This is a genomic window from Variovorax saccharolyticus, from assembly GCF_030316765.1.
Classification (GTDB): Bacteria; Pseudomonadota; Gammaproteobacteria; order Burkholderiales; family Burkholderiaceae_C; genus Variovorax; species Variovorax saccharolyticus.
In genome coordinates this window covers 227,112-249,817 of sequence record NZ_JASZYT010000011.1, presented here as the reverse complement: position 1 = coordinate 249,817, position 22,706 = coordinate 227,112, and the positions used below count along the sequence as shown (strand labels likewise).

General features: G+C 69.5%; 20 protein-coding genes and 1 riboswitch. Of the genes, 3 read left to right on the top strand and 17 right to left on the bottom strand.

Translation table 11 applies throughout. From position 1 onward, the window contains the following. Window positions 1-2 precede the first annotated feature (2 nt). On the top strand, window positions 3-779 hold the full coding sequence (locus QTI45_RS29460) for a TetR/AcrR family transcriptional regulator (RefSeq protein WP_286372136.1): 777 nt from the start codon (window positions 3-5) through the stop codon (window positions 777-779). After that, window positions 725-1,924, top strand: a complete 1,200-nt coding sequence (locus QTI45_RS29455) for an amidohydrolase family protein (RefSeq protein WP_286372137.1) — start codon at window positions 725-727, stop codon at window positions 1,922-1,924. The genes QTI45_RS29460 and QTI45_RS29455 overlap by 55 nt, the downstream gene beginning before the upstream one ends. A gap of 16 nt (window positions 1,925-1,940) precedes the next feature. Here QTI45_RS29455 and QTI45_RS29450 read toward each other — a convergent pair whose 3' ends face one another. The 5 genes from QTI45_RS29450 to QTI45_RS29430 form a co-directional block, all read right to left on the bottom strand. Continuing rightward, the gene (locus QTI45_RS29450; protein ID WP_286372138.1) at window positions 1,941-2,333 is read right to left on the bottom strand and encodes a GtrA family protein; all 393 of its coding nucleotides are present in this window, start codon (window positions 2,331-2,333) and stop codon (window positions 1,941-1,943) included. Next, window positions 2,330-3,295, bottom strand: coding sequence for a glycosyltransferase family 2 protein (locus QTI45_RS29445; protein WP_286372139.1), 966 nt, complete (start codon window positions 3,293-3,295; stop codon window positions 2,330-2,332). Before QTI45_RS29445 ends, QTI45_RS29450 begins: the two co-directional genes overlap by 4 nt. Continuing rightward, entirely contained in the window at window positions 3,276-5,087 is a 1,812-nt protein-coding gene (locus QTI45_RS29440) for an ArnT family glycosyltransferase (RefSeq protein WP_286372140.1), read from the bottom strand. Before QTI45_RS29440 ends, QTI45_RS29445 begins: the two co-directional genes overlap by 20 nt. Before the next feature lie 56 nt (window positions 5,088-5,143). After that, complete coding sequence (gene metH, locus QTI45_RS29435) at window positions 5,144-7,858, bottom strand: methionine synthase (RefSeq protein WP_286372141.1); 2,715 nt, start codon at window positions 7,856-7,858, stop codon at window positions 5,144-5,146. Window positions 7,859-7,918: 60 nt separating this feature from the next. Continuing rightward, window positions 7,919-8,011: riboswitch (S-adenosyl-L-homocysteine riboswitch) on the bottom strand. 8 nt (window positions 8,012-8,019) lie between these two features. Further along, on the bottom strand, window positions 8,020-8,457 hold the full coding sequence (locus QTI45_RS29430; RefSeq protein WP_286372142.1) for a PACE efflux transporter: 438 nt from the start codon (window positions 8,455-8,457) through the stop codon (window positions 8,020-8,022). Between the two features lie 102 nt (window positions 8,458-8,559). Between QTI45_RS29430 and QTI45_RS29425 the strand changes: the two genes are divergently transcribed. Continuing rightward, entirely contained in the window at window positions 8,560-9,447 is an 888-nt protein-coding gene (locus QTI45_RS29425) for a LysR family transcriptional regulator (protein ID WP_286372143.1), read from the top strand. Between the two features lie 19 nt (window positions 9,448-9,466). Here QTI45_RS29425 and QTI45_RS29420 read toward each other — a convergent pair whose 3' ends face one another. The 12 genes from QTI45_RS29420 to QTI45_RS29365 all read right to left on the bottom strand — a co-directional run bounded on the left by QTI45_RS29420 (window position 9,467) and on the right by QTI45_RS29365 (window position 22,691). Continuing rightward, complete coding sequence (locus tag QTI45_RS29420; protein ID WP_286372144.1) at window positions 9,467-10,348, bottom strand: SH3 domain-containing protein; 882 nt, start codon at window positions 10,346-10,348, stop codon at window positions 9,467-9,469. 155 nt (window positions 10,349-10,503) lie between these two features. Beyond that, the gene (locus QTI45_RS29415) at window positions 10,504-11,550 is read right to left on the bottom strand and encodes a homocysteine S-methyltransferase family protein (protein WP_286372145.1); all 1,047 of its coding nucleotides are present in this window, start codon (window positions 11,548-11,550) and stop codon (window positions 10,504-10,506) included. Window positions 11,551-11,613: 63 nt separating this feature from the next. Then, window positions 11,614-12,744 (bottom strand): histidinol-phosphate transaminase, encoded by a 1,131-nt coding sequence (locus QTI45_RS29410; RefSeq protein WP_286372146.1) that lies wholly within the window; start codon window positions 12,742-12,744, stop codon window positions 11,614-11,616. 38 nt (window positions 12,745-12,782) lie between these two features. Next, complete coding sequence (gene hutG / locus QTI45_RS29405; RefSeq protein ID WP_286372147.1) at window positions 12,783-13,601, bottom strand: N-formylglutamate deformylase; 819 nt, start codon at window positions 13,599-13,601, stop codon at window positions 12,783-12,785. Between the two features lie 5 nt (window positions 13,602-13,606). Next, window positions 13,607-15,007 carry a formimidoylglutamate deiminase gene (locus tag QTI45_RS29400; RefSeq protein WP_286372148.1) on the bottom strand — a complete coding sequence of 467 codons (1,401 nt, stop codon included), beginning with the start codon at window positions 15,005-15,007 and terminating at the stop codon, window positions 13,607-13,609. A 12-nt stretch (window positions 15,008-15,019) separates the two neighbouring features. Next, window positions 15,020-16,264 (bottom strand): imidazolonepropionase, encoded by a 1,245-nt coding sequence (gene hutI / locus QTI45_RS29395; RefSeq protein ID WP_286656818.1) that lies wholly within the window; start codon window positions 16,262-16,264, stop codon window positions 15,020-15,022. Window positions 16,265-16,269: 5 nt separating this feature from the next. Further along, complete coding sequence (locus tag QTI45_RS29390; RefSeq protein ID WP_286372345.1) at window positions 16,270-16,854, bottom strand: HutD/Ves family protein; 585 nt, start codon at window positions 16,852-16,854, stop codon at window positions 16,270-16,272. A 25-nt stretch (window positions 16,855-16,879) separates the two neighbouring features. Then, window positions 16,880-18,598: a urocanate hydratase gene (hutU, locus tag QTI45_RS29385; protein WP_286372150.1), complete on the bottom strand. Its 1,719-nt coding sequence runs from the start codon at window positions 18,596-18,598 to the stop codon at window positions 16,880-16,882. Between the two features lie 38 nt (window positions 18,599-18,636). Further along, window positions 18,637-20,190 (bottom strand): histidine ammonia-lyase, encoded by a 1,554-nt coding sequence (hutH, locus tag QTI45_RS29380; RefSeq protein WP_286372151.1) that lies wholly within the window; start codon window positions 20,188-20,190, stop codon window positions 18,637-18,639. Between the two features lie 57 nt (window positions 20,191-20,247). After that, window positions 20,248-21,048, bottom strand: a complete 801-nt coding sequence (hutC, locus tag QTI45_RS29375) for a histidine utilization transcriptional repressor HutC (protein ID WP_286372152.1) — start codon at window positions 21,046-21,048, stop codon at window positions 20,248-20,250. 21 nt (window positions 21,049-21,069) lie between these two features. Continuing rightward, a complete protein-coding gene (locus QTI45_RS29370; protein WP_286372153.1) occupies window positions 21,070-21,849 on the bottom strand; it encodes an ABC transporter ATP-binding protein in 780 nt (259 codons plus the stop codon). Continuing rightward, window positions 21,849-22,691 carry an ABC transporter permease gene (locus QTI45_RS29365; RefSeq protein WP_286372154.1) on the bottom strand — a complete coding sequence of 281 codons (843 nt, stop codon included), beginning with the start codon at window positions 22,689-22,691 and terminating at the stop codon, window positions 21,849-21,851. The genes QTI45_RS29370 and QTI45_RS29365 overlap by 1 nt, the downstream gene beginning before the upstream one ends. Between the last annotated feature and the right edge of the window lie 15 nt (window positions 22,692-22,706).

The window sequence follows — 22,706 nt, the reverse complement described above, 5'->3', positions numbered from 1 at the left end:
CGATGGCCGAGCCCAAGGCAGCCGCGCGCAGGAGCGCGCCCAAGCCCGCCACGCGCCGCACCGGCGTGCGCGAGGCGGCGGCGCAGGCCACGCGCGAGAGCATCCTGCGCGCGGCCACCAAGGTGTTCGCGAAGTACGGCTACGACGGCGGCAGCGTCGAGAAGATCTCGAAGGCCGCGAAGTCGTACGACCGCATGATCTACTACTACTTCGGCAGCAAGGAAGGCCTGTTCATCGCGGTGCTCGAAGGCATCTACCGGCGCATGGACGACGCCGAGGCCGCACTCGACCTCGACGCCACGCGGCCGGTCGAATCGCTGACCGCGCTGATCCGCTTCGTGCTCGGCTACTACCGCAAGAACCCCGAGTTCGTCACGCTGCTCAACACCGAGAACCTGCACAAGGGCCGGCACATCGCGAAGTCGCTGCGGGCCCGCGAATATTCGTCGCGGGCGATATCGATCATCAGCGAGATCGTCGCCGCGGGCGTCGCCCAGGGGCTGTTCCGCGAGGGCGTCGCGCCGCGCGACCTCTACCTGCTGATCGCGTCGACCGGCTACTTCTATACATCGAACCGGCACACACTGACCGCGTTCCTGGGCGAGCCCCTGGAGTCGACGGAGGCGGTCGCGCACTGGGAAGATTTCGTCATCGAGACCGTGCTGCGCACGGTCGATGCGGGCGCTTCCGACGAAGACACTACACAACCCCACGAGGTCAAGAAATGGCAGAAGTCGCAACCGGCGCCAAGTCGGGCAAGGTCGTCATCCGGAACATAGGCCTGCTGCTCTCGGGCGACATCGACAAGCCCATCCTGGACGCCGACACCATCGTCGTCAACGACGGGCTGATCGTCGCGGTCGGCAAGGAGAAGGACTGCGACCTCGAAGGCGCGAAGACCGTCATCGACTGCAAGAAGACCTGTGTCGCGCCGGGCCTGATCGACAGCCACGTGCACCCGGTCGCAGGCGACTGGACGCCGCGCCAGAGCCAGCTCAACTGGATCGAGTCGAGCATGAACGGCGGCGTCACCACCATGATCTCCGCCGGCGAAGTGCACTACCCCGGCCGGCCCAAGGACATCGTGGGCCTGAAGGCGCTGGCCATCACGGCGCAGCGCGCCTTCGACGCCTTCCGCCCGGGTGGCGTCAAGGTGCTGGCCGGCGCGCCGGTGATCGAGAAGGGCATGGTCGAGAGCGACTTCAAGGAGCTCGCGGAAGCCGGCGTGGGCCTGCTCGGAGAGGTGGGCCTGGGGACGGTGAAGGCCGGCTACGAGGCCAAGGAGATGGTTGCCTGGGCGCGCAAGTACGGCATCCAGAGCACCATCCACACCGGCGGACCGTCGGTGCCGGGCTCGGGCTACATCGACAAGGACACGGTGCTGGAGGCCGACGCCGACATCATCGGCCACATCAACGGCGGCCATACCTCGCTGCCGGAGGCGCATGTGTGCGAGCTGTGCGAGAAGAGCACGCGCGGCATCGAGATCGTGCACAACGGCAACGAGCGCACCGCCGTCGCGGCGGCCAGGGCGGCGATCGAGCTGAAGTGCCCGCACCGGGTGATCCTCGGCACCGACGGGCCTGCAGGCTCGGGCGTGCAGCCGCTCGGCATCCTGCGGATGGTGTCGCTGCTGTCGTCGTTCGCGAACATCCCGGCCGAGTCGGTCTTCTGCTTTGCGACCGGCAACACGGCGCGCATGCGCAACCTGAACTGCGGGCTGATCGAGCCGGGCCGCGATGCGGACTTCGTGTTCATGGACCGCGCCCAGCACACCTCGGGCAAGACCCTGCTGGAGAGCGTGCAGCTCGGCGACATCCCGGGCGTCGGGATGGTCATGATCGACGGCATCGTGCGCTGCGGGCGAAGCCGCAACACGCCGCCGGCGACCGAAGTGCCGGTGGTGGTGTCCGGCGCGCACTGAGCGCGCGGGCTCCGCGTCAGCGCGCCGAACCGAACACCAGGAAGCGCGCCGTCAGGAAGTTGACCATCAACCCGGCGATGCTGCCGAAGCCGACGCCCAGCGCCGGCGCCAGCGGGCCTTCGAGCCAGTGCAGGGTCAGCACATAGGTCAGGTAGTTGACCAGCGCCCCGGCCAGCATGGTCAGCAGATAGCGCAGGTATTCGCGCGCGATCGACCCGCCCGAGCGGCGCCCGGCGAAGGTGTAGACCCGGTTCAGCGCCCAGGTGACGGTCGCCGCGGCCAGGAACGAGACCACCCGCCCGCCATACCAGCCGAGCGCCGGCGCCACCAGGTAGAGCACGCCGAGGTCGACGCAGAAGCCGATCGTGCCGACCACCGCGAACGACAGGAACTCTCTTCCGATCTTCACGGCTCGCCGTGGGATCGCACGCCGGGGATGGCCAGGTAGCACAGCCGCTTGGCCTCCTGGCGGCCGATGGTCACGGTGTGCAGCACCACGCCGCAGACGAAGGACAGCATCGCGATCAGCATCAAGCCGGTGGCCAGCACCGCGGTCGGCAGCCGCGGCACCAGGCCGGTGTCCAGGTAGGTGACGATCAGCGGCTCCGCAAGGATCAGCGACACCAGCACCAGCAAGCCCGCGATGCCCGAGAAGAACTGCAGCGGCCGCTCGCTCACGAACAGCTTGCAGATCGTCTTGAGGATGCGCCAGCCGTCGCGGTAGGTCGACAGCTTGCTCTCCGAACCCTCCGGCCGCGAGCGGTACGGCACCGGCACCTCGGCGAAGGGCATGCGGAGTTCGAGCGCGTGTACGGTCAGTTCGGTCTCGATCTCGAAGCCCTCCGACACGGCCGGAAAGGACTTCGCATAGCGCCGGGAGAACACCCGGTAGCCGGACAGCATGTCGCTCAGGTGGCCGCCGAAGAGCTTGGCCACGGCCCCGGTCAGCAGCGCGTTGCCGAAGCGGTGGCCGCGCCGGTAGGTCTGCTGGTCGGCGCCGTCGTCCACGCGCGATCCCACCACCATGTCGAGGTTGCCCTCGACCAAAAGGCCGATCAGGCGCCGCACTTCGCCGACGTCGTAGGTGGCGTCGCCGTCGACCATCACGTAGACATCGGCCTCGACGTCCGCGAACATGCGCCGCGCCACATTGCCCTTGCCGCGCAGTGCGACGTGGGTCACGGTCGCACCGGCAGCCCGCGCCACGGCCGCGGTGTCGTCGGTCGAGTTGTTGTCGAAGACGTGGATCTCGGCCTCGGGCAAGGCCGCGCGGAACTCCTCCACCACCTGCGTGATGGCGAGTGCCTCGTTGAAGCACGGGATCACGGCGGCGATGCGCAAGGGGCGGGGGTCAGGGCTGCGTTCGTTCATTCTTGGGAGGCAGGATACGGTACGCCTTGGCGCCTGCTTTGTCGTACATCAGGGCGAAATGGTCAAGAAAGCCCGGCTGCGACTCGAGCATCGGCACCGCGCTGGCACCCACCGCGATCGCCTCGAAGCCCAGGCCGCGCAGCTTGCGCGCGAATTCCGCCGGCGGCAGCACGATGAAGTCGGAGTAGCGCCAGGGCCCGATCGCATCGCCCCATACCGGCGCCGGTCCGTAGTAGATGGTTTCGCTGAGCGCGATCTGGTAGACCCGGCCGGTCGTCACGTGCTCGCGCAGGTAGTTCATGACCGCATAGCCGGGCACCTGCGCCTCGAGGAAGGCGGTGCGCTCGGCCGGCGTGGTCGCGATCGCCGCGACGCTGCGCCGCGCCATGTAGAAGGAGCCGCCGACCCCGATCGCCACCACCAGCACGCCCAGCCAGCGTCCGCCGCGGTCGAGCGCGCCGCTCTGGTTCCAGCCCGGCAGCACGCGGCGCAGCCAGTCCGCCAGGCCGCCCAGCAGCGCCTGCCAACCCACCACCGAGACCAGTGCGATCAGGGGCACCGAGGCCGCCAGGTAGCGCGGATAGCGCGAGGTCAGCGCCCAGACGAACAGCGAATAGACGCTGAAGACCGTCGCCGCGCGCACCGCGGCCGACCGCTTCCAGGCCAGAGCGAACGGCGCGAACAGCACGCCCCAGAGAAAGCCGTTGGGCCATCCGGCATGCGCTCTCACATCGTCGAACTGGTTTTTGTAGTCGGCCGCGTTCCAGTTGGTGAAGCCGAACAGGCGGGCGCCGATCGGGTTGAACGGATCGCCGGTGGTGATGGCGTTGCGTGCATACCAGTAGATGCAGGGCAGCAGGAAGCACAGGAGCGCCACGCCCCAGACCTTGAGCCTGCGCTCGCGACGCACCACGAACAGCGCCACCAGCGGCAGCACGGTCAGCGCCTGGTACTTGGAGCCCGCCGCGACGCCGAGGAAGAAAGCCGCGAGCGCCAGCCAGCGCGGCCCGCGCGCCTTGTCGACGGACTGGCCGGACGGGCCGGGCTCTTCGGACTCGCGCCACCACCACAGGGCGGTGCAGGCGGCCAGCACGAAGAGCGCGACGCTGATGTCGATCAGCGCGCTCTCGAAGTCGGCGATCCCGAGCCAGACAGCGGCGGCGATGAGACCGGTGAGCCGGCTCGCATGCTGCACGCCGAGCCGGTAGACCATCCACACCGACAGCCAGCCCGCCAGCCCACTCAGCAGGTGCGGCAGCACGTCGTCGCCGAGCAGCAGCGCGCCGGCATGGATCAGGTTGTAGTTGTAGGGGAACCAGGGATAGCGCAGCCACTCGTGGACGCCGAGCCGGCCGCTCTGCGCCACTTCGCGCGCATAGGGCAGGTGGTACATCAACTCGTCGAAGACGGCCGGCGGCGCCAGCGGCTCGACCAGCGCCGGCAGCGCGGTCAGCACCAGCACCGCGACGGCCAGCTTCTCGACGAAACTGAAGGGCGCCGCGGCTCGCTCGCGCGACCGCAGTTCGCGCAGCCAGGCCGGCGCCTGCAGCGCGGCCGCCAGCAGGCCGAGCGCGACCGCGCCGATCACCGTGGCCCGGCCGAACAGCCCGGCGATCGCGATCGCCTGGAAGATGCAGACGAAAAGACCGAGGCCGGCCGCGGCGGCCATGGCGGTCTCCAGGCTCCGGTCGCGGCGCGGCGGCATGCCGATGCGCGACAGCAGCGCCCGGCCGAAACCCCAGCAAGCGACCGCGAAGACCGCTGCCGCCGCATAGTGGGCGACCCCGAACATCAGCTTCTGAATAGGAACTCCCGCTCGCCGCGCCTACTGGCCACGGCCTGTTGGTATCAAAGATTCGGCGCCAGCAAGCGCTCGAGATCCGCCTCGCTCTCCTGGCGGCGCGCCGCCTGGTCCTGCAACTGGTCGTGCCCGATCTTGCCGACGTTGAAGTAGGTCGCCTCGGGGTGGCTCAGGTAGAAGCCGCTCACGCTGGCGGCGGGCATCATAGCGAGGCTGTCGGTCAGCGTCATCCCGATGTCCGCGCAGTTCAGCAGGTCGAACATCGGCCGCTTCACGCTGTGGTCCGGGCAGGCCGGGTAGCCGGGCGCCGGCCGGATGCCGCGGTACTTCTCGCCGATCATGTCCTCGTTGCTGAGGGCTTCGTCGGCCGCATAGCCCCAGAGGTCGGCGCGCACGCGATGGTGCAGCGCCTCGGCGAAGGCTTCGGCCAGGCGGTCGGCCAGGGCCTTCAGCATGATCGCCGAGTAGTCGTCGAGGTCGTCGATGAAGTACTTCTCCTTCTTCTCGACGCCGAGGCCGGCGGTGACCGCGAACATGCCCACGTAGTCCTTCACGCCGCTGTCGCGCGGCGCCACGAAGTCGGCCAGGCAGCGGCTCGGCCGCATGACGCCCTCGATCGCCTGCTTCTCGGTCTGCTGGCGCATGCCGTACCAGGTCAGCGCGACCTCGCTGCGCGACTCGTCGGTGTAGAGCGCGATGTCGTCGTCGTCGACCGTGTTGGCCGGCCAGAAGCCGATCACGCCGCTGGCGGTGAGCCAGCGCCCCTCGATCAGGCGCTTGAGCATGCGTTGGCCATCGGCGTACACGCGCACCGCCTCGGTCCCGACGATCTCGTCCTTGAGGATCGCGGGGAACGGCCCCGCCAGGTCCCAGGTCTGGAAGAACGGGCCCCAGTCGATGTACTTCGCGAGTTCCGTCAGGTCGAAGTTCCTGAACACGCGCCGGCCGATGAACTTGGGCACCGGCGGCAGGTAGTCCGACCAGGAAATCGGCGTCTTGTTGGCGCGCGCCTTGGCCAGCGGCCACAGCGGCGTCTGCTTCTTGTTGGCGTGCTGGTGGCGCACCTTGTCGTAGTCGGCGTTGATCTCGTCGATGTAGCTCGCCGCCTGCTCCGACAGCAGCGACTGCGCCACGCTCACGCTGCGCGAGGCATCGGGCACGTAGACCACCGGGCCTTCGTAGTGCGGCGCGATCTTGACGGCCGTGTGCACGCGGCTGGTGGTGGCGCCGCCGATCAGGAGCGGGATCTTCTTGATCCGGAAGTGCTCGTCCTTCTGCATCTCGCCGGCCACGTACTGCATCTCCTCGAGGCTGGGCGTGATCAGGCCCGAGAGGCCGACGATGTCGGCGCCCTCGACCTTGGCGCGCGCCAGGATCTCGTGGCAGGGCACCATCACGCCCATGTTCACGACCTCGAAGTTGTTGCACTGGAGCACCACCGTGACGATGTTCTTGCCGATGTCGTGGACGTCGCCCTTGACCGTGGCGATGACGATCTTGCCCTTGGTGCGGACGTCGCGGCCGGCGGCCTCGTCCTGGCGCTTTTCTTCCTCGATGTAGGGGATCAGGTGGGCCACCGCGGACTTCATCACGCGGGCTGACTTCACCACCTGCGGCAGGAACATCTTGCCCTGGCCGAACAGGTCGCCGACGATGTTCATGCCGGCCATCAGCGGGCCTTCGATCACATGCAGCGGACGCCCGCCGGTGGCCAGGATCTGCTGGTAGGCCTCTTCCGTGTCTTCCACGATGAAGTCGGTGATGCCGTGCACCATCGCATGCGACAGCCGCTGGTTCACGTGCACCGGGTGCTCGGCCGTGCCGCGCCATTCGAGCTTCTTGCTCTCGTCCTTGGCACCGCTCTTGGCGGTCTCGGCGACTTCCACCAGGCGCTCGCCGGCGTCGGGGCGGCGGTTCAGCACCACGTCTTCCACGCGCTCGCGCAGCTCGGGCTCGAGGTCGTCGTAGACGCCGACCATGCCGGCGTTGACGATGCCCATGTCCATGCCGGCCTTGATCGCGTGGTACAGGAAGACGGTGTGGATCGCCTCGCGCACCGGGTCGTTGCCGCGGAAGCTGAAGCTGACGTTCGACACCCCGCCCGACACCTTGGCGCCCGGCAGGTTCTGCTTGATCCAGCGCACCGCGTTGATGAAGTCGACCGCGTAGTTGTTGTGCTCCTCGATGCCGGTGGCGATCGCGAAGATGTTCGGGTCGAAGATGATGTCCTCGGGCGGGAAGCCGATCTCGTCGACCAGGATGCGGTAGGCGCGCTCGCAGATCTCGATCTTGCGCTCGTAGGTGTCGGCCTGGCCCTTCTCGTCGAAGGCCATGACCACCGCGGCCGCACCGTAGCGGCGCAGCAGGCGGGCCTGGTGGCGGAACTGGTCCTCGCCCTCCTTCATGCTGATCGAGTTGACGATGCCCTTGCCCTGGATGCAGCGCAGGCCGGCCTCGATGACGTCCCACTTCGAGCTGTCGACCATGATCGGCACGCGGGCGATGTCGGGCTCGCTGGCGATCAGGTTCAGGAAGCGCACCATCGCGGCCTTGCTGTCGAGCATGGCCTCGTCCATGTTGATGTCGATGACCTGGGCGCCGTTCTCGACCTGCTGGCGCGCCACCGCCAGCGCTTCCTCGAACTGGCCGTTGAGGATCATGCGGGCGAAGGCCTTGGAGCCGGTGACGTTGGTGCGTTCGCCGATGTTGACGAACAGGGCGCCCTCGCCGATCAGCACCGGCTCGAGGCCGGACAACTTCATCGGGGGCGGATTCGGGGATGCGGGCGTATCGGTTGGCATGGGCTCACCTGTGGATGCGGGGTCAGGCGAGCGTCGTTGCACTCCAGTGGCTGGAAGCCCAAGCCTGACGCGGCCGGCCTGAAGGCCGGCGGCGCTGCAACGCTCCTTGGGAGCCGCGGATTTTACGCCGGCTGGGCGACGGCGGCGGCCGATGCGGGCAAGCCGAAGACGGCGTCGAAGGCCCAATTGAATACGAAGGTGTAGACCAGGAAGAAAACCACCAGGCCGAGGTCCATCACCAGCGCCTCCCAGAGGCTCACCCCGAGCCACCAGGCGAAGACCGGCACCAGGAAGGCGATCAGCCCGCCTTCGAAGCCGATCGCATGGGCGACCCGGCGGCGCAGGCTGCGCCCGCGCACCGCCTGGCGGGACTCCCAGCGCTCGAACAAGGCATTGAAGCTGAGGTTCCAGAGCACCGCGATGACCGAGGCGATGACCGCCAGCACGCCCGAATGTCCGAGCCCCTGGCCCGACATCAGTGCCAGCCCCGCGCTGGCGGCCACAATGGCGATGCCCTCGTAGAGGCTGATGTAGACGACGCGGCGCTTGAGCCCTTGCATGAAATCGATCCTGTGTTGGTTGGCGTGGAACCGGACTTTATGTGTGCCAGGCTGATATATAAAGTTATCTTCTTTCAGAAAAATTGATAGATTGAGGCCGTCATGAGCTTTTCCAGTGACAGCGTGGCTGTTTTCCTCGCGGTCATCGACCACGGCTCCTTCTCGGCGGCGGCCAGGGCCCTGGGCCGGGTGCCCTCGGCCATCAGCATGGCGATCGCCAACCTGGAGGCCGAGCTCGACCTCTCGCTGTTCGACCGCGGCGGCCGGGAGCCGCAGCCCACCGCCGCGGCGCGTTCGCTGGAACCGCAGGCGAGGCTGCTGGCGGCGCAGCTCAGGCAGCTTCAGGTGCAGGCGCTGGCACTGACCCAGGGCCTGGAGAACCGCCTGACGCTGGCCATCGCGCCCGAATTGCTGGCCGCGCCCTGGAGCGGCCCGCTGGCCGCCCTGGCGGCCGAGTACCCGCTGCTGGAGGTCGAGGTGCTGGCCGCGCCGCAGGCCGACGCGCTGGCGCTGCTGCACAGCGGCCGGGCCCACCTGGCGCTGGTCTTCGAGCGCCCGAGCCTGGACGGGCGGGAGGGTTTCCAGGAGGTGGCCAGCGACACCATGGTGGCCGTGATGGCGCCCGACCATCCGGTGCTGGCCGCGGCCGGCGGACGGCTGCGCGAAGAGCACCTGACGACCACGCGGCAGATCGTGGTCGCCGGGCGCGACCTCGCCACCAGCGACCCGCGCTTCGTCTTCGCGCGGCACGTCTGGCGGACCGACAACGCGCTGGCCGCGCTGAGCCTGATCACCGCCGGCCTGGGCTGGGGCTGGCTGCCGCGCAACTTCGCGCGGCCGCACGTGGCGACCGGCGCGCTGGTCGAGATCCCGTTCGAGAACCTGTCGAACGGGCTGGACCTGTGGGTCGACGTGGTGTGGTCGCGCGAGCGGCCGCTGGGCCTGGGCGCCCAGCGCTTCGTGGCGCTGATCGCCCGCAAGAAGGAGTGACCTGGCGCGGAGGCGGCGCTCAGTGCCGGTCGCCGCCGCGCCCGCCTCCGTGGCCTCCGCCATGGCCGCCGCCGTGGCCACCGCCTTGGTTGCCTTGGCCGCCACCGCCACCGCCGCCATGGCCGCGGTCGTGTCCGCCGCCTCCGCCCTGGCCGCGGTCATGTCCGCCATCGCCGCGCCCACCGCGCTGGCCGCCGTCACCGCGCCCGCCGCCCTGCCCCGGCGGCCTGCCGCCGGTCTGGAAGCCCTGGCCGGGCGGGCGCGCATCCGGCGGCCGTGGGCCGCCGCCGTGCGGCGGCCGCACGTTTTGGGGCGGCGGAGGCCGGAAGCCCGGTGACGGCGGCGGCCGGAAGCCGGGAGACGACGGCGGTCCGAAGCCCGGCGCCGAGGGCGGCCGGAAGCCCGGCGGATGCGGCGCGTAGCCCGGCCAGGGATTGGGCCGCCAGCCCGGGACCGGCGGCGGCGGCGGGCGCCAGCCGGGCACCGGCGGCGGCGGCGGGCGGCCACCCCACCAGCGCGACTGGCCGTACCAGGGGCGGTCGCGGTAGTAGTTCGACCAGTAGTTGCCGATCGCGAAGGTCACGAGCGGCACGCCGATCACCGCGCCGTAGGTGGCGAGCGGCACCCTTTCCTCCTGGTAGGCGTACTCGAGGCTCGCCGCATAGGACCAGCCCCGCAGGCCGTCGGGCAGCACCACGTCGCACCAGCCGTAGCCGGCGGTGCAGCCCATCACCTGCAGCGGTTGTCCGGGCGCCAGCGAGGCCACCAGCGGATAGGTGTCGCCGGGACCGGCGCGAAGATTGACCGGACCGCGGGTGAATGCCTGCTGGGCCGTGGCCGCCAGCGGCAGCATCAGCGCCATCGCGCCGAGGCCGCACCAGCGCATAGCCTTGTTGTTCATGGAGATTTCCTTTGCAGTCCAGGGTAGGGGCCTTCGGCGGGCTGTCAATCAGCGGGCGCCTTCAGCAAAGAACGCTTCAGCGCGCGCGTTCGCGCACGCCAGGAACGTTTGGAGAGCTTCTTCATCCCGGCTTCACATGCGCCGGGATGGGGCCATCAGGCCGCTTCGCTGTAGAAGGCGGCGCGATGCAGGCTGCGGCCGGGCAGCGGCGCGACCGCCTGGCCGATCGCCGCGATGTGCTCGGGCGTCGTGCCGCAGCAGCCGCCGACGATGTTGACCAGCCCTTCGGCGGCGAACTCGTGCAGCAGGCGCGAAGTGACGTCGGGCGTCTCGTCGAAGCCGGTCTCGCTCATCGGGTTGGGCAGGCCGGCGTTGGGATAGCAGCTGATGAAGGTGTCGTCGGCGACGCGCGCCAGTTCCTGGATGTAGGGCCGCATCAGCGCGGCGCCCAGCGCGCAATTCAGGCCGATGGCCAGCGGCCGCGCGTGGCGCACGCTGTGCCAGAAGGCGGTCACGGTCTGGCCGCTCAGGATGCGGCCCGAGGCGTCGGTCACGGTGCCGCTGATGATCAGCGGCAGCCGCTCGCCGCTGGCCTCGAAGTACTCGTCGACCGCGAACAGCGCGGCCTTGGCGTTCAGCGTGTCGAAGATGGTCTCGACCAGCAGCACGTCGGCCCCGCCTTCGACCAGCGCCTCGACCTGCTCGTAGTACGAGGCGCGCAATTCCTCGAAGCTCACGTTGCGCGCGCCGGGGTCGTTGACGTCGGGGCTGATGCTGGCGGTCTTGGGCGTCGGGCCGAGCGCGCCGGCCACGAAGCGGGGCTTGTCGGGCGTGCTGAACTTGTCGCAGGCGGCCCGCGCGATCCGGGCCGATTCGAGGTTCATCTCGCGCGCCAGGTCGGCCATCTTGTAGTCCTCCTGCGCGATCCGGGTGGCGCCGAAGGTGTTGGTCTCGACCAGGTCGGCGCCGGCTGCGAGATAGCCCTCGTGGATGTCGCGGATGACATCGGGCCGGGTCAGCGAGAGCAGTTCGTTGTTGCCCTTGACGTCGCGCGGGAAGTCCTTGAAGCGCTCGCCGCGGTACTGTTCCTCGCTCAGCCTGAAGCGCTGGATCATCGTGCCCATGGCGCCATCGAGGATGGCGATGCGTTGCGCCAGGATGGCGGGAAGTTGCTGGGCGCGGGTGTAGACGACGGGCTTCATGCGCCGATTGTAGAAAGCGGCGCGGGCCCTCGGCGGCGGCGGGTCTTGTCGCCGCGCCGACTTTCAGTGGCCGCCGAGGATCTCGCCCAGCGCACCCAGGAAGCGCGCGTTGTCCTCGGCGGTGCCGATCGACACGCGGATGAAGCTCTCGAAACCGGCCTCCTTCCAGGGCTTGACGATGATGCCGCGCGCCAGCAGCGCCTCATTGACCGGACCGTTCGGCCGCGCCAGGTCGATGAACAGGAAATTGGCCGCCGATGGCGCGATGCGCAGCCCCGGCAGCGCCAACGCGCGCAACTGCTGCACCAGCCACTCGCGCTGCGTCACGGTCTGCGCGACGGTCTGGGCCATGAAGGCCTCGTCGCCCCAGGCGGCCAGCGCGGCCGCCTGCGCGGCCTCGTTGACGTTGAAGGGCGTGCGCACCCGGTCCAGCCACTGGACCAGCGAGGCGTCCGACGCAATGCCGTAGCCGACGCGCAGGCCAGCCAGCCCCCAGGCCTTCGAGAAGGTGCGCAGCACGATCCAGGGACGCTGCTGCGCGCGCAGTGCGGCCAGGGCATCGGGGAAGCCGCGGGCGCGCTGCGCGTACTCGTAGTAGGCCTCGTCGATCACCAGCAAGGTCCCGGCCGGCGTGGCCTCGAGCAGCCGCGCGAAGCCTTGGCGCTCGAACATGCAGCCCACCGGATTCGACGGATTGGCGAGCATCGCGATCTTCGGCCCGCGCGCCAGCGCTTCGCACCAGGCACCAAGGTCGAATTCGAGCGCCGGCGTGAGTGCCAGCAGCTCGACCTGGGCGCCCATCATCCGCGGATAGATCTCGTGCAGCCCGAAGGCGGGCCGCTGCGTGAGCACGCGGTCGCCGGGCGAGAGAAAGGCCTGGCAGAGCATCTGGAGGATGGACTCGGAGCCATTGCCGATCACGACCTGCTCTGCGCTCGCGCCAGTGCGCTCGGCAATGGCAGCCCGCAGCGCGGTGCAGTTCGCATCCGGGTAGGTGCCCACGCGCAAGGCCAGGCCCGCCAGCGCCTGCGCAACCGCGGGGCTGGCGCCGAAGGGGTTCTCGTTGCTCGCGAGACGCGCGATCTGCTCGACGCCGTAGCGCGAGCGCACGGCCTGCGACGACAGGCCCGCGTTGTAGGGCGCAAGCGCGGGCACCTCGGGGCGCACGAGTTCGCGGATGGCGGCTGCGTTCATGGACCGAAAGCCTTCCCGGAAGAGATGGATGATGCCGCTCAGCCGCGGCGCGATTCGACGAAGTCGAGCACAGTCGCGAGCATGCGCCGCACATGCGGCTGCACCCGCGCCGCCACCTCGGGCAGGTAGTCGAAGGGCAAGGCCTCCTGCATGTAGCTGCACTGCGTCATTTCGAGCTGCACGGCATGCACGCCCTGCGCGGGCTGTCCGTGGTGGCGCGTGATGTAGCCGCCGGTGAAGCGGCCGTTGAGCACGCTCGTGAAGCCGGTCGCCTCTCTGGCAACGCCCAGCAGCGCCTGCGCCAGCGCCGGATCGCAACTGGCGCCCTGGGCCGTGCCCAGGTTGAGGTCGGTGAGCCGGCCTTCGAAGAAGCGCGGCAGCACGGAGCGGATCGAATGCGCGTCCCACAGCGCGGCGATGCCGTGCTGCGCCTTGATGCGCGCGAGTTCGTCGGCCAGCTGCCGGTGGTAGGGCTGCCAGATCGCCTCGCGGCGCGCAGCGATCTCGGCATCGTCGGGCACATCGCCGGCGGGATAGAGCGGCGTGTCGTCGAAGCTGTCGACCGGGCACAGGCCGGTGACGCTCTGCCCCGGATAGAGGCTCGCGCCATCGGGCGGACGGTTGAGGTCGACCACGTAGCGCGAATGCGTCGCGACCAGCACCGAGGCGCCGAGTTCATCGGCGAAATCGTAGAGCCGCTCCAGATGCCAGTCGGTGTCGGGCACATGACGCGCCTCGTCGCTCAGGCGTGCCGCGAGCTGCGGCGGCACATGGGTGCCGACGTGCGGCATCGAGATCAGCAAGGGGCGCGTGCCGCGGCGAAAACGGAAGGGAGGCTCGGTGGTCGTGAAAGACATGGGGCTCAATCCTTGGATAGAAGTTGGCTGCGCGCCGCCACGAAAGCGGCCGCGGCCTCGTCGTGCAAAGCGTGGCGGGCAGCGGCGATGCGCGGCTGGCCCGCGACCCATGCGCCATCGATGGCGGAAGTGCGATGACTCGCGAACACGTGCGACGAAAGCATCTCCGGCGCTGCCAGGCCCTGCAGCGCCAGGTGCGCCGCATCGAGCACGACGAAATCGGCTTGCTGGCCTGCGGCGAGGCCGGCGATGGTGCGGCCTGCGGCCCGTGCGCCGCCCTCGACCGCGCCCAGCATGAGCGCGGTTGCGACCTCGCGATGCGCCGCATCGGCCCCCACGTTGCGCTGCCGCGTCACCAGGCGCTGGCCGTACTCCAGCATCAGCAGTTCCTCGGCCGCGTTGACGCAGGCATGGCTGTCGGAGCCGATGCCCCAGCGGCCCCCTGCCGCGCGCCAGGCATTGAAATCGAAGATGCCGTCGCCCAGGTTGGCTTCGGTCGTCGGGCACAGGCCGGCGATGGCGCCGCTGGCCGCGGCGCGCCGGTATTCGTCCGCATCCATGTGCGTGGCATGCACCAGGCACCAGCGCCCATCGACCGCCGCATGGTCGAGCAGCCACGCGACCGGGCGCTGGCCGCTCCATGCAAGACAGGCATCGACCTCGGCCGTCTGTTCGGCGATGTGGATGTGGATCGGCGCGCTCGCGTCGATCGCGTCCAGGCCCGCGAGCGCATCGCGCAGCCCCTCGGGCGGAACCGCGCGCAGCGAATGCGGCGCCAGGCCGAGCCGCGCGCCCTGCGCCTTGCACAAGGGATGCAGCCGCTCCAGCAGGCGCAGCATCGAATCGGTCGACCGGATGAAGCGCCGCTGGCCCTCGCCGGGCGGCAGCGCGCCGAAGCCGCTGCTCTGGTAGAGCACCGGCAGCAGCGTGATGCCGATGCCGGCACGCCGCGCGGCGCGCAGCAGGGCCAGCGCCAGCGTCGCGTCGTCCGCATAGGGCGTTCCGTCGGCGTCGTGGTGGAGGTAGTGGAACTCGCACACCGAGGTGTAGCCGGCTTCGAGCATCTCGATGTAGAGCCAGGTCGCGATCGCTTCGAGCTGCTCGGGCGAGATCTTCGCGGCGAAGCGGTACATGAGCGTGCGCCAGCTCCAGAAGCTGTCCTGCGCCGCGCCGCGGAATTCGGTCAGGCCGCCGAAGGCGCGCTGGAAGGCGTGCGAATGCAGGTTGGGCATGCCGGGCAGCACGGGCCCGGCGGCGCGCGGCGTGTCGCCGGCTGGCTGGCTGTCGGGCGTCACCGCGGTCAGCTGGCCCGCAGCATTCCACTCGAGCAGCACGTTGCGGGCCCAGCCTGCGGGCAGCAAGGCATCGGCAGCGAAAAGGGATTGACGGGTATCGGGCAATGGCATGGTTCGCACGGCTCAGGGTTGGGACATGGATGCGATGCGCCCCTGCCGGACGATGGTGCGCGCCGGCCGCTGGCCAAACCAGTACGCCAGCTCGGCGCTCTCGCGAAGCTGCCACAGCACGAAGTCAGCGGGCCGGCCGACGGCCAGCGTGCCGTGCGTGTCCTGCAGGTCCAGCGCACGTGCGGCATGGCGGGTCACGCCGGCCAGCGCCTCGGGCACCGTCAGGCGGAACAGCGTGCAGGCCATGTTGACCATCAGCAGCAGGCTCAGCGCGGGCGAGGTGCCGGGGTTGTGGTCGGTGGACACGGCCATCGGCACGCCCGCCGCGCGCAGCGCCTCGATCGGCGGCAGGTGCGTGTCGCGCAGCGTGTAGTAGGCGCCGGGCAGCAGCACCGCCACCGTGCCGGCCTCGCGCATCGCGGCGATGCCTTCGGCCGAGAGGTGCTCGATGTGATCGCAGGACAGCGCACCGTAGCGCGCCGCCAGCGCCGCGCCGCCCATGTCCGAGAGTTGCTCGGCGTGGAGCTTCACCGGCAGGCCGAGGGCCCCGGCGGCCTGGAACACGCGCTCGGTCTCGGCCAGCGAGAAGGCGATGCGCTCGCAGAACACGTCGACCGCATCGACCAGCCTTTCGGCGGCCAGCGCGGGCAGCATCTCGTTGCAGACGAGGTCGATGTAGTCGCCGCTGCGGCCCGCGTATTCGGGCGGCAGGGCGTGCGCGCCGAGGAAGGTGGTGCGCACCGTGACGCCATGCGTCTCGCCCAGCCGCCGCGCCACGCGCAACTGCTTGCGCTCGTGTTCGAGCGCGAGGCCGTAGCCGGACTTGATCTCGATGGCGCACACGCCGTCGGCCAGCAGCTGTTCGAGGCGCCGAGCGGCTTGCGCGTAGAGCGTGTCTTCGTCCGCATCGCGCGTGGCGCGCACCGACGAGACGATGCCGCCGCCCGCTTTCGCGACTTCTTCATAGGTCGCGCCGGCCAGCCGCATCGCGAACTCGTTGGCGCGCTGGCCGCCGTAGACCAGGTGCGTGTGGCAATCGACGAGGCCCGGCGTCGCGAGCGCATCCGCGCCGTCGAAGCGCGGCAGCCCGGCGAAGTCGCCCGGCAAGGCAACGCCGGCGCCGATCCATGCAATCCTTCCATCGGCCACGACGATCGCCGCATCGGCATCGATCGCGCGATCGTCGGCCAAGGCACCGGGAGCGATGCGCAGGTGTTCCCAGACACCGTCGGCGGAGGGGAGTTCGGAATGAGTCATGGTCTTCAGTCGCCGCAGCTTGTGTTTGTCGAGGGTTCGAGCCGCACCGCGACCAAGGCAGCGCCGGTGTCGAGGGTGGTCGCTTGCCATGCCCGTGTCTCGCCGTCCCACCAGAGGCCGGTGGCCGGCGCGCAATCGATGCCGTTCAATTGCCAGCGGCCGTGCAGTGCCAGCAGCAGGCCGCGCTCGACCGGCGCGATGTCCCCGCCCTCGTGCAGCACGCGCAGGTCGGCGCGCAGGCGGCCGTGTCGCGACATCACATTGAAGTCCGTCGACGGGCCGCCGAGCAGTTCGCAATCCAGCGCCACATCGCCGCCGAAGGCGAAGGGCGCATGCGGGACTTCGAGCCGGTGGTCGATGCGCCCGTCCTGCGAACGAAGACGGACGCCGGCGCCGTCCAGCAGCATGATCACGCGGTCCACGCCGGCAAAGGCCGAGAACGGCCCGGGCTTGTCGATGGTCGCGATGCTGACGCGCCAGTCGAAGCCGTCCATGCCCGCGCCCGGCGGCGAGCAGACGATCTCGCGCGTCACGCCGCCACCGTTCTTCCACGGGGCGGCGGACAGCGAGACGATGTCGAAGCGATGCAATGTCACTTCCGGCGCCTCGCGCGGCCTACTTGATCATCGGCAGGTTCAGGCCCTGCTTCTTCGCCGTCGCCACCGCGATGTCGTAGCCGGCATCGGCATGGCGCATCACGCCGGTGGCCGGATCGTTCCACAGCACGCGTTCGACGCGCTTGGCTGCCGCATCGGTGCCGTCGCAGACGATCACCACGCCGGAGTGCTGCGAATAGCCCATGCCGACGCCGCCGCCGTGGTGCAGGCTGACCCAGGTCGCGCCGCCCGCGGTGTTCAGCAGCGCGTTGAGCAGCGGCCAGTCGGAGACGGCGTCGCTGCCGTCCTTCATCGACTCGGTCTCGCGGTTGGGGCTGGCAACCGAGCCGGTGTCCAGGTGGTCGCGGCCGATCACGATCGGGCCCTTCAGTTCGCCGTTCTTCACCATCTCGTTGAACGCCAGACCGGCCTTGTGGCGCTCGCCCAGGCCCAGCCAGCAGATGCGCGCCGGCAGGCCCTGGAAGGCGATGCGCTCGCGCGCCATGTCGAGCCAGCGGTGCGTGTGCTTGTTCTCGGGGAACAGCTCCTTGATCTTGGCGTCGGTCTTGTAGATGTCTTCCGGATCGCCCGACAGCGCCACCCAGCGGAACGGGCCCTTGCCTTCGCAGAACAGCGGGCGGATGTAGGCCGGCACGAAGCCGGGGAAGTCGAAGGCGTTCTTCACGCCCTCGTCGAACGCGACCTGGCGGATGTTGTTGCCGTAGTCGACGGTCGGGATGCCCATCGCCTGGAAGTCGAGCATGGCCTGCACGTGCACCGCGCAGGACTTGGCCGCCGCGCGGCGCAATGTCGGATGCTGCGTCGTGTCGGCCTTCGCGGCTTCCCATTGCGCCAGCGTCCAGCCGATCGGCAGGTAGCCGCTGGCGAGGTCGTGCGCGGAGGTCTGGTCGGTCACGAGGTCGGGCTTGATGCCGCCAGCCTTGGCGCGCTTCACCAGTTCGGGAAGGATCTCGGCCGCGTTGCCCAGCAGGCCGATCGACACCGCTTCCTTGGCGTCCGTGTGCTGCTTGATCAGCGCGATCGCGTCGTCGATGTCCTTGGCCTGCTTGTCGAGGTAGCGCGTGCGCAGGCGGAAGTCGATGCTGGCCTGCTGGCATTCGATGTTGAGCGACACCGCACCCGCGAGCGTGGCCGCGAGCGGCTGTGCACCGCCCATGCCGCCGAGGCCGGCGGTCAGGATCCACTTGCCCGCGAGGTCGTTGCCGTAGTGCTGGCGGCCGGCCTCGACGAAGGTCTCGAAGGTGCCCTGCACGATGCCCTGGCTGCCGATGTAGATCCAGCTTCCCGCGGTCATCTGGCCGTACATCATCAGGCCCTTGCGGTCGAGTTCGCTGAAGTGCTCCCAGGTGGCCCACTTGGGCACGAGGTTCGAGTTCGCGAGCAGCACGCGCGGCGCGTTCTCGTGCGTCTTGAAGACACCCACGGGCTTGCCCGACTGGATGAGCAGCGTCTCGTCGTCTTCGAGTTCCTTGAGCGAGGCGAGGATCTGGTCGAAGCAGGCCCAGTCGCGCGCCGCGCGGCCGATGCCGCCGTACACCACCAGATCCTGCGGGCGCTCCGCCACCTCGGGATCGAGGTTGTTCTGCAGCATGCGGAACGGCGCCTCGGTGAGCCAGCTCTTGCAGGTCAGCGTGCTGCCGCGGGGCGAGCGGATCACACGGCTCGCGTCATGGCGGGGGTCGTTCTTGGCGGCGAGGAATTTGTCGGGTGCGTTCATGGCGAGTGTCCTTTCGATGTCGGAACTTGATCGTTGAATCAGGCGTGGCTGGGGAGGATGGATCGCACGGCATCGGGCCACCGGCTCTGGCGCGCCCAGGTGCGCATGGCTTCGATGGTCGGTGCGAAGAAGATGTCCTGATCGATGAAGGGAACGCGCTCGCGGATGGCGGCGAATTCGGCTTCCAGGGTTTTCGAGCTCTTCGGGCCGCGCTTGAGTTCGATGCCTTGCGCGGCCGCCATCGCCTCGATGCCCACGACCACCGCGGTGTTCTCGACCATCTCGGCCAGGCGCCGGCCCGCGAAGGTGGCCATCGACACATGGTCCTCCTGGTTGGCGGATGTCGGCAGGCTGTCGACGCTGGCCGGATGGGCCAGCGACTTGTTCTCCGACGCCAGCGCCGCGGCCGTGACCTGCGCGATCATGAAGCCGGAGTTGACGCCGCCGTCGCGCACCAGGAAGGGCGGCAGGCCCGACAGGCCGCTGTCGAGCAGCAGCGCCATGCGGCGTTCGGAGATCGCGCCGATCTCGCTGATCGACAGCGCGATGATGTCGGCCGCGAAGGCCACCGGCTCGGCGTGGAAGTTGCCGCCGGAAATGACGTCGCCGTTGTCGAAGACCAGCGGGTTGTCGGAGGCCGCGTTGGCCTCGATGCGCAGCACGCGCGCGGCATGCGCGAGGTTGTCGAGGCAGGCGCCCATCACCTGCGGCACGCAGCGGATCGAGTACGGGTCCTGCACGCGGCCGCAGTCGGCATGCGAGGGAACGATCTCGCTGCCCTCCAGCAGCTCGCGCACCGCACCGGCCACCGCGATCTGCCCCGGCTGGCCGCGCGCCGCGTGGATGCGGGCATCGAAGGGCTTGATCGAGCCCTGGATCGCCTCGAGCGACAGCGCACCCGCCATGAGGCCGGCCGCGAACACGTCCTCGGCGCCGAACAGGCCGGCCAGCGCCAGCGCGGTCGACACCTGCGTGCCGTTCAACAGCGCCAGCCCTTCCTTGGGACCGAGCACGAAGGGCTCGAGGCCGATGCGGCGCAGCGCGTCAGCGCCGCCGATGACCTCGCCGTCGGGCGCCGTGACCTCGCCCTCGCCGATCAGCACGCAGGCCAGGTGGGCGAGCGGCGCGAGGTCGCCAGAGGCGCCGACCGAGCCCTTGGAGGGAATGCGCGGCAGCAGCCCGGCGTTGTGCAGCGCCAGCAGCGTTTCGACCAGCTCGGGCCGCACGCCGGAATGGCCGCGCGCCAGGCTCACGGCCTTGGTCGCCAGCACCAGCCGCACGACGCCGGCTGGCAGCGGCTCGCCGGTGCCGGCGCTGTGCGACAGCACCAGGTTGCGCTGCAGTTCGGCCAGACGTTCGGCCGGGATCGTGGTCTGGGCCAGCTTGCCGAAGCCGGTGTTGATGCCGTAGACCACCGCGCCGGCATCGACGATGCGGCGCACCGTGGCCTGGGCGGCCAGCAGGCCGGCACGCGAGGCGGGGTCCAGCGCCAGTTGCACGCCGCCCGCGTGCACGCGGCGCAGCGCCGCGAGATCGACCTCGCCCGGCGTGAGCACGAGGGGTGCGTCGGAGGTGGAAGTTGCGTGGCTCATGTCAGTCATCCTGTCTATACAAGTAGGTCCGTCGAAAATCGGGGGCGCCTCGTGCGCTCAGCCAAAGGTGGGGTTGCCGTCGGATCGGAAGCGGCTGCCCAGTCGGTAGCGCGAGGCGGGGTGCAGGCAGCGCACCACGGTCACCGGCACGCCGCGGGTCCAGGTGCGGCGGGTCAGGAGCAGGCAGGGGTCGCTCGCCGCCATGTCGAGCCGCTCGGCCTGCTCGGCGCTGGGCAGCACCGCGTCGACCACGTGCTCGATCTGGTCGAAGGGAACGTTGCGCACCAGGTACTCGCTGGGCGGCAGCACGGAGAAATCCTGGTCGAGGAAGTCGGGCACCACGCGTGGATTGACGTAGCGGTCTTCGAGCTGCACCGGGACTTCGTTCTCCAGGTGCAGGCAGACCGCGTGGAACACCGACTCGCCGGGCCGGAGGTCGAGCCACACCGCGACATCGGGCGAGGCCGCGACCCGCTCGGCCACCAGGAACTCGCAGCGGTAGTCGTGGCCGCGCGCGCGGATCTCGCTCGCGATGTTGGCGATCTGCAGCAGCGTCGACTGCGGCTTGTCCTCGGCGACGAAGCTGCCGACGCCGGCCGCGCGCACGATGCGTCCCTGCTCCACCAGTTCGCGCAGCGCGCGGTTGACCGTCATGCGGGCCACGCCGAACTGCGCCACCAGTTCGCTCTCCGACGGCAGCTTGTGGCCGGCCGGCCAGGAGCCGTCCTGGATCTTGTGGGTGATGAAGACCTTGACCTGCTCGTAGAGCGCCAGCGCCGGAGCGCCGCCCGCCGGCGCCGCCGTCTTGAAGACGGGCGGGCGGACGTCGGAGGCTTTGCGAAGGGAGGCGGCGGTCATGCGGTCTTTCGGGTGTGCGGGTCAGTGTTCGGCGGCGGCCATGGATTCGGCGCGGATCTCTTCCGTGAGGCGCGCCTTGATGTCCATGAACTCGGGCGAGGTCTTGATCGTGTAGTGGCGCGGATGGCCGAAGTCGACCGGGATCTCGGTCTTGATGCGGCCCGGCCGGGCGCTGAACACCGCCACGCGGTTGGCCATGAAGATCGCCTCGTCGATGTCGTGCGTGACGAACAGCACCGTCTTGCGGGCCGACTCCCAGATGCCGAGCAGAAGCTCCTGCATCAGCACGCGGGTCTGGTTGTCGAGCGCGCCGAAGGGCTCGTCGAGCAGCAGCATCTTGGGGTCGTTGGCCAGGGCGCGCGCAATCGCGGTGCGCTGCTGCATGCCGCCCGACAGCTGCTTGGGGAAATGGTTCTCGAAGCCGCGCAGGCCGACCTTGGCGATGAAGAAATCGCTGCGCTCCTTCTGGTCGGCCTCGCTCATGCCGCGCTCGCGCAGGCCGAAGCGGATGTTCTGCGCGATCGTGAGCCAGGGGAACAGCGTGTAGCTCTGGAACACCACGCCGCGGTCCGCGCCCGGGCCCTCGACGGTCTGGCCGTCGAGCAGCACGCGGCCTTCGGTCGGGTAGTCGAGGCCGGCGACGATGCGCAGCAAGGTCGACTTGCCGCAGCCCGAGGGGCCGAGGATGGTGACGAAGTCGTTCTCGCGCACCTCGAAGTCGATCGGCAGCAGCGCCTGCGTGGTCTGGCCGCGGGTGCCGGTGAAGGTGCGCGAGACGCCGCGAATGGAAAGCTGGTTCATCAGATCGTGCTCCAGGCGAAGAGTCGGCGGTTGAGCGCCTTGAAGGCAAAGTCGGAGATCAGCCCGATGATGCCGATGACGATGATGCCGAAGATGATCTGGCCGGTATTGAGCAGCGCCTGGCTGTCGGTGATCATGTGGCCGATGCCCGACGACGAGCCGATCAGCTCGGCCACGATCACATAGGTCCAGGCCCAGCCCAGCACCAGGCGCAGAGTCTCGGCGATGCCCGGGGCGGCGCCCGGGATCAGCACCCGCAGCACGATGCCGCGGCTGTTGGCCCCCAGCGTGTAGGCGGCCTCGACCAGGTCGCGCCGCGCGCTGCCCACCGTGACCGCCACCATCAGCGTGATCTGGAACACCGAGCCGATGAAGATCACCAGCAGCTTCTGCGTCTCGCCGATGCCGGCCCACAGGATCAGCAGCGGAATGAAGGCCGAGGCCGGCAGGTAGCGGCAGAACGAGACGAAGGGCTCGAAGAAGGCCTCGACGCCCTTCCAGGTGCCCATCGCGATGCCCAGCGGCACCGCCACCACGGTGGCCAGCACGAAGCCGCCGAACACCCGCCAGACGGTCATGCCGATGTCGTGGCTGAAGTTGTACTCGGTGAAGAGCAGCACCGCTTCCTTGACCATCGTGACCGGGCTGGCCAGGAAGGTCGGCGACACGAAGCCGCCGAGCGTGAAGAAGGCCCAGACCGCGACGAACAGCACGAAGAAACCGACGCCGAGCAGCCAGCGCGCCCGCGCGCCGACGGGCTCCAGCGGCGCCAGCGCACGGCGCCGCCGCGGCGCCGTCGATGCGGCCGGCACCGCTGCTTGCACCGGCTTGGATGAGGTCATGACAGGCGTCGCGCT